Origin of the sequence: Homoserinimonas aerilata, assembly GCF_006716125.1 — a bacterium.
Taxonomy (GTDB): Bacteria; Actinomycetota; Actinomycetes; order Actinomycetales; family Microbacteriaceae; genus Homoserinimonas; species Homoserinimonas aerilata.
The window spans coordinates 856,583-874,210 of sequence record NZ_VFOM01000001.1; the positions used below are offsets into that span (position 1 = coordinate 856,583).

General features: G+C 67.3%; 16 protein-coding genes. 4 read left to right on the plus strand and 12 right to left on the minus strand.

Going from position 1 to position 17,628, the window contains the following annotated elements:
• The first annotated feature begins 34 nt into the window (after nt 1-34).
• Nucleotides 35-859, plus strand: coding sequence for a methyltransferase domain-containing protein (locus FB562_RS04055; protein ID WP_141879973.1), 825 nt, complete (start codon nt 35-37; stop codon nt 857-859).
• A gap of 106 nt (nt 860-965) precedes the next feature.
• Nucleotides 966-1,232, plus strand: coding sequence for a hypothetical protein (locus FB562_RS04060; protein ID WP_141879974.1), 267 nt, complete (start codon nt 966-968; stop codon nt 1,230-1,232).
• Between the two features lie 3 nt (nt 1,233-1,235).
• On the opposite strand, the gene FB562_RS04065 is transcribed toward FB562_RS04060, so the two are convergent.
• Both FB562_RS04065 and valS read right to left on the minus strand, forming a co-directional pair.
• Nucleotides 1,236-1,481 (minus strand): hypothetical protein, encoded by a 246-nt coding sequence (locus FB562_RS04065; RefSeq protein ID WP_141879975.1) that lies wholly within the window; start codon nt 1,479-1,481, stop codon nt 1,236-1,238.
• Nucleotides 1,481-4,051: a valine--tRNA ligase gene (gene valS / locus FB562_RS04070; protein WP_185740452.1), complete on the minus strand. Its 2,571-nt coding sequence runs from the start codon at nt 4,049-4,051 to the stop codon at nt 1,481-1,483. The genes FB562_RS04065 and valS overlap by 1 nt, the downstream gene beginning before the upstream one ends.
• Before the next feature lie 227 nt (nt 4,052-4,278).
• Here valS and FB562_RS04075 point away from each other — a divergent pair, with 227 nt between their 5' ends.
• Both FB562_RS04075 and FB562_RS04080 read left to right on the plus strand, forming a co-directional pair.
• The gene (locus FB562_RS04075; protein WP_141879977.1) at nt 4,279-5,283 is read left to right on the plus strand and encodes an NAD-dependent epimerase/dehydratase family protein; all 1,005 of its coding nucleotides are present in this window, start codon (nt 4,279-4,281) and stop codon (nt 5,281-5,283) included.
• Nucleotides 5,284-5,393: 110 nt separating this feature from the next.
• On the plus strand, nt 5,394-6,842 hold the full coding sequence (locus tag FB562_RS04080; RefSeq protein WP_141879978.1) for an HNH endonuclease signature motif containing protein: 1,449 nt from the start codon (nt 5,394-5,396) through the stop codon (nt 6,840-6,842).
• Nucleotides 6,843-7,345: 503 nt separating this feature from the next.
• Here the strand turns inward: FB562_RS04080 and FB562_RS04085 are convergent.
• From FB562_RS04085 to FB562_RS04130, 10 genes are all read right to left on the minus strand, one after another.
• The gene (locus FB562_RS04085; RefSeq protein ID WP_141879979.1) at nt 7,346-7,960 is read right to left on the minus strand and encodes a TetR/AcrR family transcriptional regulator; all 615 of its coding nucleotides are present in this window, start codon (nt 7,958-7,960) and stop codon (nt 7,346-7,348) included.
• Nucleotides 7,961-7,981: 21 nt separating this feature from the next.
• The gene (locus FB562_RS04090) at nt 7,982-9,631 is read right to left on the minus strand and encodes a dipeptide ABC transporter ATP-binding protein (RefSeq protein ID WP_141879980.1); all 1,650 of its coding nucleotides are present in this window, start codon (nt 9,629-9,631) and stop codon (nt 7,982-7,984) included.
• Nucleotides 9,628-10,497 (minus strand): ABC transporter permease, encoded by an 870-nt coding sequence (locus tag FB562_RS04095; RefSeq protein WP_141879981.1) that lies wholly within the window; start codon nt 10,495-10,497, stop codon nt 9,628-9,630. Before FB562_RS04095 ends, FB562_RS04090 begins: the two co-directional genes overlap by 4 nt.
• Nucleotides 10,494-11,426: an ABC transporter permease gene (locus FB562_RS04100; protein WP_141879982.1), complete on the minus strand. Its 933-nt coding sequence runs from the start codon at nt 11,424-11,426 to the stop codon at nt 10,494-10,496. Before FB562_RS04100 ends, FB562_RS04095 begins: the two co-directional genes overlap by 4 nt.
• 32 nt (nt 11,427-11,458) lie before the next feature.
• The gene (locus FB562_RS04105; RefSeq protein WP_141879983.1) at nt 11,459-13,102 is read right to left on the minus strand and encodes an ABC transporter substrate-binding protein; all 1,644 of its coding nucleotides are present in this window, start codon (nt 13,100-13,102) and stop codon (nt 11,459-11,461) included.
• A 140-nt stretch (nt 13,103-13,242) separates the two neighbouring features.
• The gene (locus tag FB562_RS04110) at nt 13,243-13,842 is read right to left on the minus strand and encodes a biotin transporter BioY (protein WP_141879984.1); all 600 of its coding nucleotides are present in this window, start codon (nt 13,840-13,842) and stop codon (nt 13,243-13,245) included.
• 197 nt (nt 13,843-14,039) lie between these two features.
• Nucleotides 14,040-14,843 (minus strand): enoyl-CoA hydratase/isomerase family protein, encoded by an 804-nt coding sequence (locus tag FB562_RS04115; protein ID WP_141879985.1) that lies wholly within the window; start codon nt 14,841-14,843, stop codon nt 14,040-14,042.
• A gap of 20 nt (nt 14,844-14,863) precedes the next feature.
• Nucleotides 14,864-16,051: a MalY/PatB family protein gene (locus tag FB562_RS04120; RefSeq protein ID WP_141879986.1), complete on the minus strand. Its 1,188-nt coding sequence runs from the start codon at nt 16,049-16,051 to the stop codon at nt 14,864-14,866.
• A 40-nt stretch (nt 16,052-16,091) separates the two neighbouring features.
• Nucleotides 16,092-16,613: a PKD domain-containing protein gene (locus FB562_RS04125; RefSeq protein ID WP_141879987.1), complete on the minus strand. Its 522-nt coding sequence runs from the start codon at nt 16,611-16,613 to the stop codon at nt 16,092-16,094.
• 368 nt (nt 16,614-16,981) lie between these two features.
• Nucleotides 16,982-17,608, minus strand: coding sequence for a hypothetical protein (locus FB562_RS04130; RefSeq protein WP_141879988.1), 627 nt, complete (start codon nt 17,606-17,608; stop codon nt 16,982-16,984).
• Nucleotides 17,609-17,628: the final 20 nt, after the last annotated feature.

The window sequence follows — 17,628 nt, forward strand, 5'->3', positions numbered from 1 at the left end:
GAGCCTATTCGGGCCCCGGGCCTAGGCTTTGCCCATGACTGAGAAGAACCCGCGCCGTGACGGCGAACGCTACTCGCACGGCCACCACGAGAGCGTGCTGCGCTCACATTCATGGCGCACGGTCGAGAACTCTGCCGCATATCTGGTGCCGAGCATCCGGCCGGGTCTCGAGGTTCTTGATCTCGGTTGCGGCCCGGGAACCATCACCGTTGACCTGGCTCGTCGGGTCGCTCCCGGCCGTGTTGTGGGCATGGATGCTGCCGCCGATGTCATCGAGAAGGCCGCGGCCCACGCCCGCGAGGAGGGCGTCGACAACGTCGAGTTCGTGGTGGGCGACGCGTACGCGACGGGCTTCGACGACGACTCGTTCGACGTCGTGCACGCGCACCAGGTGCTGCAGCATGTCGCCGACCCGGTCGCCGTGCTGCGCGAGGCTCGGCGGATCGTCCGGCCCGGGGGTGTGGTCGCCGCACGCGACGTCGACTACGGCGGCACAATCGTGCACCCCACGACGGAGGGCATCGCGAGCTGGGCGGATGTCTACCAGCTGGTGCACCGCGGCAACGGTGGCGAACCGGATGCGGGGCGCAGACTCAAGCAGTGGGCGCGCGAGGCGGGATTCACCGATGTGGTGAGCACGGCATCCGTCTGGTGTTTCTCCTCGGATGAGGATCGCGACTGGTGGGGAGGGATGTGGCGCGACCGCGTGCTGCAGTCCGCCTTCGCGGGCGACGCCGTCAGCAACGGCCACGCCACCCAGGATGGGCTGCAACAGATCTCGGATGCCTGGCAGGAGTGGGCGCTCGACCCGAACGGGTGGATGGCGATGCCCCACGGTGAGGTGCTCGGCCGGGGCTGACGGAGCAGCCCTTCCCGACAGTTTCTCCACTCATTACCGCCAGGTGTGACCGCAACTGGAATGTCGGTGGATGGTCGTAGATTCACCCGTAGTGAGAGGTGAAGAGATGATTGCGACAGCTGTAGAGATGTGCCCCGCCATCACACCCGTTTCGCATCGGGTGCGCCCGCGGGGGATCGACAGGCTCGTGTCGGTCACAGGCCTTGCGATGCTCAGATTCGCGAGGGATCACGCCCAGGTGCGGGCGCAGCGGGAGACGATTCGTGCCTCCAGCATGCCCAGCGTGGCCGAATACCATGAGCTGGTTCGGCAGGCGGAGCGCCTGCGCGACGAGATGCGCGCCCAGGCGGCGTACTACCACCAGATGCGGTAGACGTCACTCGGGCGCTGTGACCGAGGCAGTTCCGGATGTCGGGTCGTAGGTGATGCGCGTTCCGTCGTCTAGTTCGACGACCGGCCGCCCCTCAAGCCAGGTGAGCGTCCAGCGCCACTGCGACGGGTCGAAGCCGGGCTCGTCGATCGCCGCGAGTTCCGCCTCGACCTCGCGCACGGCCGCCACGACAGCCTCGGGGAGTGCGGCAGGAGCATCCGCCCCCACCGTCCACCGCGTGCCGAGCTGCATTATTCTGCGACCTCTTCGAGCACGATGTCCGTGACCGCGAACTCGTCGCCCTCAACGAGGGTGAGCGTTTCGATGCGTCCGACGGCCTTCAGATCGTCGGCTGCCTGCTCCAGCAGCGCAATCGTTGCGGCTGGCGCGGTGATCACGGCTGAGGTGACGGGCGTCTTCTGTGAGGCCTTCGCATCCGTCTTCGCCCGGCGGATGCCGATGAGCGCCTCGCCGACGGCCGACAGTACACCAGAGGGGGTGGTCGTGCCGGATGCGATGGGCCACGCGGCCGTGTGGATGGAGTCGTCATGCGTCCACGACCACACCTCCTCTGTGGCGAACGGAAGGAACGGCGCGAGCAGGCGCAGCATCACGTCGATCGCCTCGCGGAGTGCGAGCACGGCACTCGCCTGACCTTCGGCGGTGGAGGAGCCGTAGGCGCGCTCCTTGACGAGCTCGAGGTAGTCGTCGCAGAACGTCCAGAAGAACTGCTCTGTCGACTCCAGCGCGCGGGCGTGGTCGTATTCGTCGAATGCCTTCGTGGCGTTCGCGACGACCCGGTCGAGCACGGCCAGCATGTCCACGTCGATCGGGTTGGCGACCGTGAAATCGCCACTCGGCAGTTCGTAGGAGTAGGCGAACTTGGCCGCGTTGAGCACCTTGATGGCGAGGCGGCGGCCGATCTTGATCTGCTTCGGGTTCTGCGGGTCGAAGGCCGCGTCGGTGCCGAGGCGCGAGGATGCGGCCCAGTAGCGCACAGCATCCGAGCCGTGGTCGTCGAGCATGCCGGCGGGGGTGACGACGTTGCCCTTCGACTTGGACATCTTCTTGCGGTCGGGGTCGACGATGAAGCCGGAGATTGCGGCATGCTTCCACGGCGCGACGCCGTCGTGCTCGAGCAGCGAGCGCAGGGCGGTCGAGAACAGCCAGGTGCGGATGATGTCCTGGCCCTGCGGGCGCAGATCGTAGGGGAACACGAGATCGAAGAGCTCGGGGTCGCTCTCCCAGCCGCCCGCGAGCTGGGGGGTGAGGGAGGATGTCGCCCAGGTGTCCATGACGTCGAGCTCGCCGACGAAGCCGCCCGGCTGGTTGCGCTGGGTCTCGTCGAAGCCGGGTGCGGCATCCGATGACGGGTCGACCGGCAGCTGCGCCTCTGTCGGCACGATGGGGGAGTCGAAGACGGGGTTGCCGTCGCCGTCGAGCGGGTACCAGACGGGGATGGGCACGCCGAAGAAGCGCTGGCGGCTGATCAGCCAGTCGCCGTTGAGGCCGTTGACCCAGTTGTCGTAGCGCACCTGCATGAACTCGGGGTGCCAGTCGATGTCCTGACCAAGCGCGACGAGGCGCTCGCGCAACCGCTCGTCGCGGCCGCCGTTGCTGATGTACCACTGGCGGGTCGACACGATCTCGAGCGGCTTGTCGCCCTTCTCGAAGAACTTCACGGGGTGCGTGATGGGCTTGGGGTCGCCGACCATTTCGCCGCTCTCGCGCAGAAGCTCGACGACGGTCTGCTTGGCGCTGAACACGGTCTTGCCGGCGAGCTGCGCGTAGGCGGCCTGCCCTGCTTCGCTCTCGATGGCGGCGGGCGCCTCGCTGATGATGCGGCCGTCGCGACCCATGATGGTGCGGTTCGGCAGGTCGAGTTCGCGCCACCAGATGACGTCGGTCAGGTCGCCGAAGGTGCAGATCATGGCGATGCCCGATCCCTTGTCCTTCTGGGCGAGGTGGTGCGCGACGACGGGAACCTCGACGTCGAAGAGGGGCGTGCGCACGGTCGTGCCGAACAGTGCCTGATAGCGCTCGTCATCCGGATGCGCGACAAGCGCCACGCAGGCGGGCAACAGCTCGGGCCGGGTCGTCTCGATGTGGATGTCACCGGCCGTGCCGTGGAATGCGAGCCGGTGGTAGGCGCCGGGCTGCTCCTTGTCCTCCAGCTCGGCCTGGGCGACTGCGGTGCGGAACGTCACATCCCACAGGGTGGGGGCATCCGCCTGGTAGGCCTCGCCGCGGGCGAGGTTGCGCAGGAAGGCGCGCTGCGCGACGGCCTGGGATTCGGGGGCGATGGTGCGGTACGTCTGGGTCCAGTCGACGCTGAGGCCGAGCTTGCGCCACAGATCCTCGAACTGGGTCTCGTCTTCGAGGGTGAGCTTCTCGCACAGCTCCACGAAGTTGCGGCGGCTGATGGGCTTCTGGTCGGCGGCCTTGGAGCTCTTGTTGTCGCCACCCTCGAACGGCGGCACGAAGTCGGCCTCGTACGGCAGGGTCGGGTCACAGCGCACGCCGTAGTAGTTCTGCACGCGACGCTCGGTGGGCAGGCCGTTGTCGTCCCAGCCGATCGGGTAGAACACCTTCTTGCCGATCATGCGCTGATAGCGGGCCACAACATCCGTGTGGGTGTAGCTGAAGACGTGACCGATATGAAGCGAACCGGATGCCGTGGGCGGGGGAGTGTCGATGGAGAAGATGTTCTCGCGAGTCGCTGCCGCACGGTCGAACAGGTAGCTGCCCTGCGACTCCCAGCGGTCACCCCACTTCTGCTCGAGGCCTTCGAGTGCGGGCTTCTCGGGAATGGCGTCGGCCATGGGTGTCTCCGGTTCGATGTGGGCGGCACCGTGTCGGTTCTGAGGTGCCTGAATATGGTCTGGATCAATCGTACCGGAGCGGGTGGGGCGGTCTGAGAACGATGGTGTGCCCGAAGCGAACTCCGTTGGTCTGATGGTGGAGTGGTGCTTTGCTGGACGCTGCAGGATGGTTGCGATGCTCGGGTGTGCCGGAGACGGTGGCCTCGGCGAGAGCGGAGAGTGTGGCGATGAGGCTACTGGTGTTGGGCGGCGGCGACTTCGTGGGCCGTGCTGTTGTCGAGGATGGTCTTGCGAGGGGCTGGGAGGTGACGGTGGTCAACCGCGGCCTGTCTGAGGTGACGCCCGGTGCGCGGATGCTGCGGGCCGACAGGAGATCGCCGGGTTCCGCCGAACTGCGCGACGTTCTCGGCAGCGCGCGCTGGGATGTCGCGGTCGACACCTGGTCATGGGAGCCGCGCGCCGTGCGTGAATCGGCGGGGCTGCTTGCTGACCGCGTCGAGCGCTACGTCTACATCTCGACTCGCTCCGTCTACGAGTGGCCGACGCCGGCGGCAGCGGACGAGTCTGCTGCGCTGGTGGCACCCGGCAGCGATGACAGCGCGGATGACTATGCGCGCGCCAAGCGTGGTGCGGAGTTGGCGGTGATCGAAGCGTTCGGTGACCGCGCGATTCTTGCCAGGGCTGGGCTCATCCTCGGGCCGAGGGAGAATATCGGTCGGCTGCCGTGGTGGCTCTCCCGCATTGCTCGGGGCGGCGCGGTGCTTGCACCCGGCGAACCGGATGCGGGGGTTCAGTATGTCGATGCTCGTGACCTCGCCGCGTGGTGCCTCGATGCGGCGGCGGCCGGTGAGGGTGGCGCGTTCAATATCGTGAGCCCCGAGGGTGCCGCGACGATGGGTGAGCTGTTGCGGGCGTGCGTAGAGGCAACGGGGTCGGATGCGACGCTTCGGTGGGTCGACGCCGAGACCGTTCTCGCGGCAGGCATCGAACCGTGGATGGAGCTGCCCGTCTGGATTCCGCCCGGCGAGGACCACGACACCATGCATCGCGCGGACGTGAGCAGGGCGGTGACGGCTGGCCTCAGCATCCGCCCCCTGTCGGAGACGGTGTCGGACACCTGGCGTTGGCTGCAGTCGCGGGGTGGCACTGCGCCGCAGCGGGTCGATCGCCGTGCCGTCGGGCTTGACCCCGAGAAGGAGGCGGCGGTGCTGGCGGGGTTGCCTGCGGTGTGAATTGCGGGGTGTGGATGTGGTCGGTCGCGGACCTGCTGCGCGTCCGAGAAGTTATCCACAGATTCCTCCATTTACTTCGAACATACGTTCGAATGTGAGAGAATTGCATCATGCTCGAAACCCTCTCTCGCCCCGTAATTCCGGGGTTCCACGCCTCCATCGGAGGGCGTGTTCAGGGGGATGGCGTCGAGGCTCTCGATGTCGATTTTCGGGCGATGGCAGACGGCGATCTGCTTGCCTCGGCGGCACTTGTGGAGGAGATGGGGCGCCGCGTGGATTCGCTCCGTGTCGCCGTGGCGGGCGAGATCGCCCATCGCTCACGATCCGGCCTGGGTACTGATTCTCTGGCAGCTCGACGCGGATGCCGCACCGCAGCGGAGATGCTCCGTCGCGTGACGCTGGTGGCTGGGGCGACGGCCGCGCGCAGGATCAAACTCGGCACGCTGCTCCGCCCGGCGATGTCGCTGACCGGTGAGGTGCTGCCTGCGTCGTTCCCTCAGGTCGCGGCGGCCGTTGAGGAGGGTGTTCTGGGCATGGATTCGGCGCTGGCCATCGTCTCCGGCCTGTCCTCGGTTGTGCGTCGTGTCGGCGATGGGGCTGTCGCTGCGGCGGAGGTCGAGCTTGTGGCATCCGCGCTGGGTCTATGCGAGCGCAGTGACGTCGAAGAGGGCGCCGTCGAGCAGGGCATCCCGGCGACCGCCGATGAGATTGCGGAGCAGGCGAAGGTCTGGGGCAGTTACCTTGACCCCGACGGTGCCGAGCCCAGCGAGGAGCGCGCGATGAAGCGCCGCTCGTTCTCGCGAGGCGTCGAGCGCGACGGCCTCGTGTACGGCACCTATTCGTTGCTTCCTGAGATCGCGGCCAAATTCACGCGCCTGTTCGATGCGTGCCTCTCGCCGCGCACGGCCGGGGTGTTCCTCGACGCGCCCCTTGAGTCGGATGCTGATGCTCCGGCCGACACCCGCACTCCCGATCAGCAGCGGCACGACGTCGTCGCAGCCATGGTCGACACCTTTGCACGGTCGGGCGAGGCGCCCACGATCGGTGGCGCTGCCCCGACGGTGCTTGTCAGCGTCGATGCGGAGTCACTTCGCAGCGGTCATGGTGTCGGCCACATCGACGGCATCGACACGCCTGTTTCGCTCCGCACGATCAAACAGTTCTCCTGCGCCGGCGGTGTGCAGCGCGTGGTGATCGATAGCGACGGCCGCATCATTGAGCTCGGTTCGCCGCAGCGGTGCTTCACCCCGGCCCAGCGCCGGGCGATCACGCTGCGCGACGGCGGATGCGTCATCCCCGGTTGCCGCGTGCCCGCTGCCTGGGCGGAGATCCACCATGTCGTCCCCGACGCAGACGGCGGCCCGACTCATACAGACAACGGCGTGCTGCTCTGCTGGTTTCACCACCGCAGCATCGACACTTCGGGCTGGGAGATTCGGATGTCGCGAGGCTCACCCCAGATCAAGGCACCACCTTGGCTCGGAGGAAGCGGCCGCTGGTTGCCCGCCGGCAAGTCCCCGACCCGCCGGTCGCGGGAGCTGCGTGAGCGGTTGTGCTGAGGGCTGCAAGTTCTTGAGCTGCTCTGGCGAGCTCGGTCACTCGTGGCGAGGCTTCGCCCGGGTGCAGGGCGATCACGCTGCGTGACGGCGGCCCGACTCTCACAGACGAAGGGACAAACTGTAAATGCGCCCGCTTGCGTACAATCAGAAGATGCGCATTCGTCAGTGCTTCGAGCGCCCACTTTCGCCCGGGGATCGGGTGTTGATCCTGCCAGATCCGGTTTTCGTCGGACCATGGCCAAACGAATGCCTTGCAACGGTTATCTCCGTAGCGCGTGCGCGGAATTTGACGCCTCAGGCCTCGCGCCGAAATAAGTTTGTTTACATGGTGAGGTTCGATGAACCTCAGTTGGATGGAGATGGGGACGGGCCGTACACGTCGACAGAAGTTCTGAGCCAGTACGTCGCACGAGCCGGAGAATAGAGTCGCGCGTAGCGCGGCTCCGTTACTTGAATGGGCAACGTATCTTGGGGCCTGTAGCCAACCCGCCCCTCCATGCGCCTCAGTGCGACAGGCTTGCTCCCGCAAACCCCGCCACAACGGGACCGACCGCCGCACGAAGGTACGGCCCCAGCTCACCCCTGCCCGTGCCCGCCGCAGCCCACACCTGAGTTGCCGCAACTGCTGCACCGAGTAGGGCGTAAGCGGCGGCCTGCGCGGCGGCCGCACCCACGCCGCCGCGCACGAGGAAGTCGCGGATCACTCGCCCGAGCGTCGTGAATCGGCCCAGCGCAGAGGCCTGCAGGTCGTGGGCGCTGCCGATGAGGTCATGCTGCGTCAGAGCGAACGGTACGCGGGACGGGCCGAACTCGTCGCCGATGGAGACGAGGGCGTCTCCGACCGAACGGAGCGGCGAAGCATCCGCCGGCATCTCAGCCAGGGTCGCCGTGAAGTGCTCGATCGCCTCATCGAGTTCCACCCAGAACACGTCGCCCTTCGCGTCGAAATAGTTGAAGAAGGTGTTGCGGCTCACCCCGGCCCTGCGCGCGACCTGATCGACCGTCGTTCCGGCGTAACCGTTCTCGAGAAAAAGCTCGAATGCGGCGTCCTGCAGGATGTCGCGGGAGGCTGCCGGCGGGCGTCCGGGGCCACTCGGCTGGGGTGCGGGTTTCGTCACGGTCGGCTCCTGATTCGGCTGCTACAGGCGCGGCGCGGCGGCGATCAACTGCTGCGTGTACTCGTGCCGGGCCGCGGTGAACAGCTGCTCCGCCGTGCCCGTCTCAACGATACGGCCTGCGCGCATCACGGCGATCGAGTCGCTCATGTGCTGCACGACGCCGAGGTCATGCGAGATGAAGAGATAGGCGACGCCGAGGGATGACTGCACCTCGCTGAGCAGGTCGAGCACCTGCGCTTGAACCGACACATCGAGCGCCGAGACGGGCTCATCGCAGATGATCACGCGCGGCGAGGGCGCGAGGGCCCGGGCGATCGCGACCCGCTGCCGCTGGCCGCCAGAAAGGTGCAACGGCCGCCGCTCGGCGGTGACGCTGGCCAGGCCCACCGCGTCGAGCAGTTCCGCGATGCGAGCGGATGCCGCGCCGCCGCGACGAGGAACGCCGAGCGCGTCTCGCAGGATCTCGCCGACGGTGAGCCGGGGATCAAACGAACTGAGGGCATCCTGATAGATGGCCCCGATGCGGTGGCGTCGCGCCCGCCTCTCGCGTTCGGGCAGCGCGCTCCACGCCTCGCCCTCGAGCAGCACCTCCCCGCCGTCGGCATGTTCGAGGCCGAGCGCGAGCCGGGCCACCGTGGTCTTGCCTGAACCGGACTCGCCGACGAGGCCGAGCGTCGTGCCGGCGGGCAGCACGAAGGAGACGTCGTCGACGGCGCGCAGCGGGTCAGCACCGGGCCTGCGGAACTCCTTGACGAGCCCGCGAGCCTCAAGCGCGGGCGCATCGGGCGCGCCGGGCGTCTCCTCGGCGTCGCGACCCTTGAGCGCCTCAAGCACGGAACCACGCGGCGGCTCGACGGACAGTCGCTGCCCGCGCGGAACATCCGACGGCACCGACCGCAGCAGCTGCTTCGTGTACGGGTGCTCCGGTCGGCGCAGCACCTGCTCGGTCGGGCCCTGCTCGGCGATCTGCCCGGCGCGCATCACCGCGACCCGGTCGGCGATGCTGCTGACGACGGCGAGGTCGTGGCTGATGAGCAGTAGTGCGGTTCCGGATGCCTTCAGCCGGCCCAGAAGGTCAAGAACCTGCGCCTGCACGGTCACGTCGAGCGCCGTCGTCGGCTCGTCGGCGATGATGAGTGACGGCCCCGCGGCGATGGCGGAGGCGATGAGGGCGCGCTGCCGCAGCCCGCCCGAGAGCTCACCAGAGCGTTGCCTCGCCCGCACCTCCGGGTCGGGCATGCCCACCGATTCGAGCAGCTCGATGACTCGCGCGTGCCGCTCTTCAGTGCCGAGCTCGGTGTGGAGCCGCAGCACATCGCCGATCTCACGGCCGATCGGCCGCAGAGGGTCGAGCGAGACGAGGGCATCCTGCAGCACAAGACCGATCCGGCTTCCCCTGACGGAGCGCCACGCGCCGGCCTTGCGACCGAGCAGCTGCGTCCCCTCGAATTCCAGCTTGTCTGCCTTCACGGCTGAGCCGTCTCCCGCGAGCCCGATGAGCGCCCTTGCGGTGACGCTCTTGCCCGAGCCGGACTCGCCGACGAGCGCGAGGCATTCGCCGGGCGCGATGTCGAAGGAGATATCGCGCACGACATCGCCGTGGTGCCGGCCTCGGCCGAAGCCGACGCGCAGGCCGCGCACGCTGAGCAGCGGCCGTTGTGGCGTGGTCATCGCTGCTCCTGACGGGTTCTGGCCTGGATGCTGCGGCCGAGTGCGGTGGCGGATGCGGCGGTCAGCACGATGAACAGGCCGGGGAACACGGTCATCCACCAGGCGACGTTGATGTACGTGCGCCCCGCCGACAGCATGGCGCCCCACTCGGCTGCGGGCGGCACGGCTCCCAGGCCCAGATAGCTGAGCGATGACGCCCACACGATCGACTGGCCGACGCCGAGGGTTGCGAGCACGAAGACGGGTGCCACCGCATTGGGCAGGGTGTGACGGAACAGGATGGCGCCCGGGCTCCGTCCGAGCACCGTCGCGGCCTCGACATAGGCGGAGCCGCGCACCGCCCTGATCTGGCTGCGGATGATGCGGGCATAGCCGGGCGCCGTCGAGAGGCCGACGGCGATGGTGGAGGTGACGATGCCGGGGCCCGTTATGGCGATGAACACGAGCGCGAGCAGTAGCCCGGGCAGCGCGAAGAGCACCTCGTTCACACGGGTCACGGAGAAGTCGACGACACGGTTGCCGAGGCCGCCGAGAACGCCCAGCAGAAGGGCGAGCACCATGCCGATGGCGGTCGCGCTGACGCCGATGAGCAGCGACGACTGCGCCCCGTGCACGACACGCGTGTACACATCGCGCCCCGATTCGTCGGTGCCGAAGATGTGGTGGAGCGAGGGTGACTGGAACGCCTCCACCGGACTGATCGCGAGCGGGTCGCCGGGGGCGAGCAGCGACGGCATGATCGCGGCCACCGCGAGGAACAGCAGGATGACGACGGAGACGATCTCGCCGATGGTCGGGGTGCCGGCACGCCGGGCGATGGAGGCGGAGGCCACACCGGGCGTCGCGCCCGTGGCGATCCTGCTCATGATGCCCTCAGTCGCGGGTCGGCGATGCGGTCGATGGCGTCGGTGGCCGTCGTGACGACGATGAAGGCGAGCGCTGAGACGAGAGCCACCCCCGTCACCACGGGGATGTCCCGGAGGGCGACCGCGTTCAGCAGGGTGCGGCCGAGGCCCGGCCTGGCGAAGATCGTCTCGACCACAACGGCGCCGCTCAGCAGCGAGCCGAAGGCCCAGCCGGAGAGGGAGATGCCGGGAAGGGCGGCGTGACGGATGGCGTGGCGCCAGCGCACCCCCGTCTCCGACTCGCCACGGGCTCGCGCCGACAGCGCGAACGGCGACTCGAGAGCATCCGCAAGTGATTCCCGCATGACCTGACCCAGGAACCCCGCGAGCGGAATCGCGAGGGTGAACACGGGGAGCACCAGCCCGAGCGGGCCGGGCACGCTGATCGGCGGCAACCAGTGCAGGGTCGTGCTGAACAGCAGGATGAACAGGGAGGCCAGCCAGAAGTGGGGGACCGCCGCAGCCACGATCTCCATGCCGGAGCCGACCATCCGCCCGGCTCGTCCGCCACGGCTCGCCCAGGTGGCCAGACCGAGCGCGAGCAACCAGGCGAGCGTAAGGGACAGCACCGTGAGAAGGAGGGTGCCCCAGAACTGTTCGCCGATCAGCTCGGCGACGCCCACCTTGAGCGAGTACGAGGTGCCGAACTGGCCTGTCGCGAGGCGCCCCAGCATCACGAGATACTGCACCATCACAGGCTGGTCGAGGCCGTAGTCGCGCCGCACCTGGTCGAGCGCCTCCTGCGAGGCATTCGAGCCGGGCCCGCCGAGCAGAGCCTGCGCCGGATCGCCGGGGATCATGCGCAGCCCGAAGAAGATCAGCGTGGCGACGGCCCACAGCACGAAGACGCCGCCGCCCACGCGCGCCAGCAGCCAGGCCAACACCTTCATGGCGTCAGGCTACTGGGCGCGCGGCCGACGGGTCACCGGCTGAGCCACGTGTCGTAGAACGTCGGCGTGAACACGGTCGGCAGCGCACGCAGGCCGTTGACGGCGGACCCGTACAGGTAGTGGTTCTGCTGGTCGTAGAGCGGCAGAACGTAGTAGCCGCCGAGCACGATCTCCTGCGCCTGGTCGTACAGCTCGCCGCGAAGTGTCGGGTCGGAGACCTCGCTCGCCTCGGTCAGAAGGCGATCCAGCTCGGGGTCGCTCAGCTGGGCGAGGTTCGCGTAGTAGCCACTGGGCGCAGGAACGATCGCATCGGAGTGGTACAGGATGCGCAGCACATCCGGGCCGACCTTCGTGTACGGCGCGCTCACCAGGTTGTAGTCGTTGGTGAAGAGCATCCCGTACCAGCTGGAGAGGTCGAGCGGGTGGAGGGTGACCTCGAAGCCGGCGAGCTTCGTCGTCGCCTGGATCTGCTCGAACAGCGACTGCTCGGCCGGAATCGACTGGTTGGTGCTGATCGGGAAGTCCAGCGAGAGGCGCTGGCCGTCCTTCACCCGGTAGCCGTCGGAGTCGCGCTCCGTCCATCCCGCCTCGTCAAGGAGGGTGTTCGCGGCGTCGAGATCAACATCGAAGTACTCGGGCGCCGAGAGACCATAGGTCTCCACGCTCGACAGAACCGAGTACGAGCGCTCGGCCGTGCCGAAGAACAGGCTCTGGATGCCGTCGTTGACGTCGGCGGAGCGGATGAACGCCTCGCGTACACGCTCGTCGTTGAATGGTGCCTTGCCCGAGTTCAGCTCGATGCGGTTGGATGCTCCGGGCCGCGGGGCGTTCAGCTCGGTGATTCCCGTGTCAGCCGCGGCGGATGCGGCGATGCTGTCAGGCTGCGCATTGTCGATCACGTCGACATCGCCGGTCTGCAGGGCTGCGTAGCGGCTGGCCGAGTCGGGGATGAAGCGCCACTTGATCGAGTCGAGCCAGGCGGTGCCGTCGTGCGCGGCATCCTGCGGTGCGCTGTTGTACTCCTCATTGCGAATGAGCGTGACGTGATCCTGCTTCACCCATTCGTCGACCACGAACGGGCCCGTGCCGACGGGGCTCGCGCAGTTCTCCTCTTGGCTGCGCTGCAGAGCGGTGGGCGACTCGATCGCGACCCACGGCTGCGAGAAGGAGTCGAGCAGGCCGCTGTCGGGTGTGCTCAGGTTCAGACGCAGCGTGAATTCGTCGACGACATCCATCGTGTCGATCTTGCCGACGGCGAGATAGCCGGTCGAGGATGCGGTCGCCGGGTCCTTGAGGTGCTCGATGTTCGCCTTCACCGCTTCGGCGTTGAGAGGCGTGCCATCCGTGAAGTTGACGTCATCGCGGATGCTGAAATCCCAGCTGAGGCCGTCTTCGCTCTCCTCCCACTCGGTCGCGAGCCAGGGGAGGACCTCGCCGTCCTTGTTCTTCGAGACGAGCGACTCGAGGTACTGGGTGGAGATGAGTGCCTGCGGGTAGTTGCCGCCGACATGCGGGTCGAGGCATACGGGCTCGGCGTCGCCTGAGGCGTACACGAGAGTGCCGCCGGCCGTGGGCTCTGTCCCGGCCGCTTCGGGCGTGGAGCATGCGGTGGCGAGCAGGGCGATGGCGGTGATTCCGCCGAGTGAGAGCAGGATGTTTCTCGGAGCGCGGGGCATGCTTGACCTCTTGGTGTGATGCGGATGCTGTGGAAGAAGAGCCATTGTTTGACTCAGTCCAATAAGCCTATCGCCAAAAAGGAACCGGCCCGACACGGGAGATATTCCCGTGCCGGGCCGGCGTTGTCCAGGGGCCGCTGTTACTTGCGGCGCGTCTCCAGCCAGCTGGCGAGCTTCCAGGTGCTCGGGATGATCGCCGCCGCGATGGCAGCCTTGATCACACCGCCGAGGATGAACGGGTACAGGCCCCACTGCAGCACCTGCTCGAGCCCGGCACCCGAGACGAGTGCGAGCCCAGCGAGGCCGAACACGAAGGTGACGACGGTGCCGCCGAGGAAGGACAGCGCGGCGCCCAAGAACTTCTTGTCCCAGTTGCGCTGGGCGAGCCAGCCGATGAGGGCCGCCGCGAAGATGAAGCCCACGATGTACCCACCGGTCGATCCGAACAGGACCGCGGGGCCGGATGTGGCGTCGCTGTACACGGGCAGGCCGACGAGGCCGAGCACGGCGTAGAGCACCATCGACAGGGCGCCGCGGGTGGCGCCGAGGGTGCTGCCGACGAGGAGCACGGCGAGCGTCTGCATGGTGATCGGAACGGGCTGCAGCGGGATGGCGAGCTGCGCGGCGACGGCGGTGAGGGCGGCACCAGCGGTCACGAGCACGATGTCCGTGGTGAGGCTGCGCGAGAAGAGCTTGTCGGCGAGCGTCGGGCGGCCGAGGGTCAGGGTGAGGGTCGACACGCGACTCTCCTTTCCGGGGATCTGCGGCCTCGTGTCGCGCTGTTGCCGGCGCGACGGGATGAGACACGGATGATTCGGTACCTGTTCATAGTAGGGGTGCCGAATTCGGCGCGTGCGCGGGAGTCCACCAAAGTTCTGTCAGGACTCTGTGGGATGTCCACGGAGATGGGGCGGTTGCGCTGCCTATCCGGCCTGACTCAGCGTGTGCGAGGGGCGACGAACGCGGCGATGCGGGCCTGCGCATCCGGGCTGCCGATTGCCGCACCGATCGTGCGGGCCTCGTCGTCGAGCGACTCGCGGTAGCTGCGCTTGGGCGCCTGACGCAGGAGCCGTTTGGCCTGCCCGTAAGCGGCCGTTGCGCCGTCAAGCCAGTACTGTGCGACGGCCTGTGCCCGCGCGGCGACCTCATCGTCTGTGACCGTCTCGGTGACGAGGCCCCACGCTTCGGCTTCGGATGCTGTGAGCATCCGGTCACTGAGGGTCAGCTGCAGGGCGCGGCGCATGCCGATGGCCTCGGGCAGCAGCGTGCTGACGCCGCAGTCGGGGGTGAGCCCGATGTCGGCATATTTGGAGCCGAAGACGGCGCTCTCGGCGGCGACGATGTGGTCGGCGACGAGCATGAACCCGAGCCCGCCACCCACGGCTGTTCCGTGCACGGCTGCCACGATCGGCTTTGGCGTGTCGCGCAGGATGCTGTGGCCTTCGTGGATCACGTCGGCCAGCGCGGTCACATCCTCGCCGGAGGTGCCGACCATCGAGGCGACGTCGCCCCCGGCGCAGAATGCGCGCCCGACGGCGTCGAAGAGCACGGCGCGGATGTCGTCACGCCGGTCGATCTCCGCCGCAATGTCACGCCACAGGTGCGCGGCCTCCTCATTGATGGCGTTCAGCTGCTTCGGCCGGTTGAGGGTCACCCGGGCGAGTCCGCCGTCGACCCGAAACAGGATGGCCGGCTCCGGTGTTGAGGTTTCGGCTGCGGCAGTGGCCTGGGGTGTACTCATCGGTCTCTCGCTCCTCGCGTTCAGGGTCGGGCGAGCCTAGCGTTCGCGATGCGGTCGATCGCTTCTGTTAGCACTTCGGGTGAACATCCGAAGTTCAATCGCGCGAATCCTGTGCCCTGTGCGCCAAATGTGGGGCCCGAGCTGAGAGCCACCTTGGCGTTCTCGAGGATGTGGCGGCTGGGGTCGTCGCCCCAGCCGAGGGCCCGCAGGTCCAGCCAGGCCAGATAGCTGGCGCGAGGCTCACGGTAGCCGACCTCGGGCATCCGCTCGGCCAGAAGGGAAGTGAGCAGGCGGCGGTTGGCTTCGAGGCTTGCGATGGCACCGTCGAGCCAGGGTTCCGCGTCGCGGAAGGCGGCCGTCGCGGCCTGCACGCCGAAGATGCTGGTGCGCCAGAACACCTCCTGGTGCATGCCATCGACGACGGCGCGCATGCGCGGCGAGGCAGTGACCATGAGTGCACATTTGAGGCCGGCAAGATTCCAGCCCTTGCTGGCGGATGTTATGGCGACGCCGTATTCGCGCGCCGCATCCGAGATGGTGAGGAACGGCGTGTAGTGGCCGTCGCTGTGGGTGAGCGGGCCGTGGATCTCGTCGGCGATGATGGTCGCGCCGTGCTTCTCGGCGATCGCGGCGAGCTTCTCGAGCTGCCCGCGGGGGTGCGGATGCCCGAGCGGGTTGTGCGGATTGCACAGCACCATGGCGCGCGCCCCGGCGGCGAAGGCGTCATCGATGCCGTCGAGGTCGAGCTCCCACCGGGCGTCGGGCTCTTCTGTTGCCGTACCGACTCCTGTGTCGAGGAGCATCAGCGGAACTTCGGCGACCCGTGCGCCTGCCTCTGCGATGAGTTCGTAGAAGGGCGCATAGACGGGCGGGGTGATGATGACGGTGTCGCCGGGCTCGGTGACACGGCGCAGCACCTCGACGATGCCCATGCTGACGTCGGCGGTGGTGCGCACGAACGCGGGGTCGACGCGCCAACCCCACCGCCGCAGCACGAACTCGCTGAACGCTTCGGGCAGTTCGGTTCGCTCGGCCGTGTACCCGGTGTCGGATCTTCTCACCGCGTCATGCAGGGCCTCGGCGATGGGCTCGGCGAGCGGGAAGTCCAGCTCGGCGACGAACAGCGGCAGCACGTCGTCGGGGTGGGAGCGCCACTTCTCGCTCGTGCGCTGGCGGAGCTTGTCGAGGGTCTCAGCTGTGACGGCCATGCCCCCAGCATGGCACCTGCGCTGCCCGTGGTGGGGTGTTTCAGGATGCGCGGCAGCCGACGCCCTGCGGGTTGGCGTTGCAGTCGTCGGCGACGAGCACCGTTTTGACGCTCACCGCGGTGAGGGTGATGGGATCGGAGTCGACGGCGAGTGCGCCACGTACCGGCCACCAATCGGTTTCACTCGCGTACCGCGCCTCGATGGAGTAGTAGACGGTGAGGGTCACCGTGTACTCGCCGCGCCGTTCGTAGCTGTGGCTGGTCGTGGTGCGATCGAATTCGCCCAGTCGCTGCTGCGCCCACGGTGCCCCCGCCGCATTCACGGTGGCACCCTGGCCATCGCCGTAGTCCCAGCGGTAGGAGTACGGGGTGAAACGTGCGCCGGCCGGCTGCTCAAGGAGGATGCCGTCGCGGGTGTGCGTGAGTGCGTCGGTGTAGAAGTTCGTCTCCAACCCGACAACAGCGACGCGAGCAGGCTCCATGAGGATGGTGCCGGCACTCGGGCGGAACGAAACGAAATCGGATGCCGTGACCGCTGGGATCGGAACGGCATCGCCCGCCACAGGATCGTTGTACAGCGGTGCGCACTCGGAAAAGGCGCGCGGGCACGAATCCAGCGGCTTCACCGGCGGCGGTGGAACAATGGCGCGGATGCCTGGGGTTGCTTCTGCCCGAGGTGGTGGAGTGTTACCGGTTCTGGTGCCTTCTGCAAAAAGGGTGACCGAGTCAGCGTCTACTTCTGCGGTCGGCGCGGGTTCTTCTTCTCGACCAAAATAGCCTGCGTCTTTCTCCGCGTCGCTCTCTGAGGCTTCTTTCTCGCTCTCTGAAGCCTCTGATGCGGCTTGCTCCTCAAATGGCACTGCAGCGGGGACGCTGAGCATTGGAAAAGGGGTGGCTGCGATCCCCATCAAGGCGAAGAGCGTTAGGAGAGTCAACAACTTTTCTTCTCCCAGTACTCAGTGTCGGTGAGTTTCAGCACAATCGGATCGAGACTGTCCACAGAGAAGGTCAGCTGATAGCCCTTACGAGGTCGTACACCTGAGAGATCTACTTGGCGACCGTCGCTGTCTATGACCTCTCTCGCGGAGAAGTCATTGCATGCGTACGTGATTACGGTGGTGTTGAGGCCCCGCCCGAAAACCTGTTGAAGTTCCATTGAATCGGCGGTGATAGCTCCTTCTTGGCGCTCACCAGCCTTCGAGAGCAGGTTCGCGGACGAAATGCTTTTCTCAAGCCAACGACCTTCGGCATGAAGCTCGATACGTTCGGGGTTCGCCCCACCTTCCTGGAAGATCGTGTTCATGACAACCCAGTAGTCGGCCATCGTCTGTTCGGCCGCAGCGAGCGCCTCTTCATCGGATGCGAAGACGGGCGCGCTGCTGGTCGGGCTCGGCTTCGGCGTCGGGGCGGGTGTGGTGCACGCGGTCAGCGCGAGCGTGCAGGTGATGGCGGCGATAACGGCGGTGCGTCTCAGGGGCATGCGCTCGACGGTAGCGGAGAGCTGCGAAGTGCCGCGAAAGTTTTCCACAGCCACCGGCAGACACTTATCGGCAGACATCCATCAACATGACTTGTGCT

Excerpts from the sequence above, each read along its gene's own strand:
- FB562_RS04055 (WP_141879973.1), top strand. The coding sequence starts at position 35 with ATGACTGAGAAGAACCCGCGCCGTGACGGCGAACGCTACTCGCACGGC.
- FB562_RS04075 (WP_141879977.1), top strand. The coding sequence starts at position 4,279 with ATGAGGCTACTGGTGTTGGGCGGCGGCGACTTCGTGGGCCGTGCTGTT.
- FB562_RS04130 (WP_141879988.1), bottom strand. The coding sequence starts at position 17,608 with ATGTCTGCCGATAAGTGTCTGCCGGTGGCTGTGGAAAACTTTCGCGGC.
- FB562_RS04115 (WP_141879985.1), bottom strand. The coding sequence starts at position 14,843 with ATGAGTACACCCCAGGCCACTGCCGCAGCCGAAACCTCAACACCGGAG.
- FB562_RS04080 (WP_141879978.1), top strand. The coding sequence starts at position 5,394 with ATGCTCGAAACCCTCTCTCGCCCCGTAATTCCGGGGTTCCACGCCTCC.
- FB562_RS04065 (WP_141879975.1), bottom strand. The coding sequence starts at position 1,481 with ATGCAGCTCGGCACGCGGTGGACGGTGGGGGCGGATGCTCCTGCCGCA.
- FB562_RS04105 (WP_141879983.1), bottom strand. The coding sequence starts at position 13,102 with ATGCCCCGCGCTCCGAGAAACATCCTGCTCTCACTCGGCGGAATCACC.
- FB562_RS04095 (WP_141879981.1), bottom strand. The coding sequence starts at position 10,497 with ATGAGCAGGATCGCCACGGGCGCGACGCCCGGTGTGGCCTCCGCCTCC.
- FB562_RS04120 (WP_141879986.1), bottom strand. The coding sequence starts at position 16,051 with ATGGCCGTCACAGCTGAGACCCTCGACAAGCTCCGCCAGCGCACGAGC.
- FB562_RS04060 (WP_141879974.1), top strand. The coding sequence starts at position 966 with ATGATTGCGACAGCTGTAGAGATGTGCCCCGCCATCACACCCGTTTCG.
- FB562_RS04100 (WP_141879982.1), bottom strand. The coding sequence starts at position 11,426 with ATGAAGGTGTTGGCCTGGCTGCTGGCGCGCGTGGGCGGCGGCGTCTTC.
- FB562_RS04090 (WP_141879980.1), bottom strand. The coding sequence starts at position 9,631 with ATGACCACGCCACAACGGCCGCTGCTCAGCGTGCGCGGCCTGCGCGTC.
- valS (WP_185740452.1), bottom strand. The coding sequence starts at position 4,051 with ATGGCCGACGCCATTCCCGAGAAGCCCGCACTCGAAGGCCTCGAGCAG.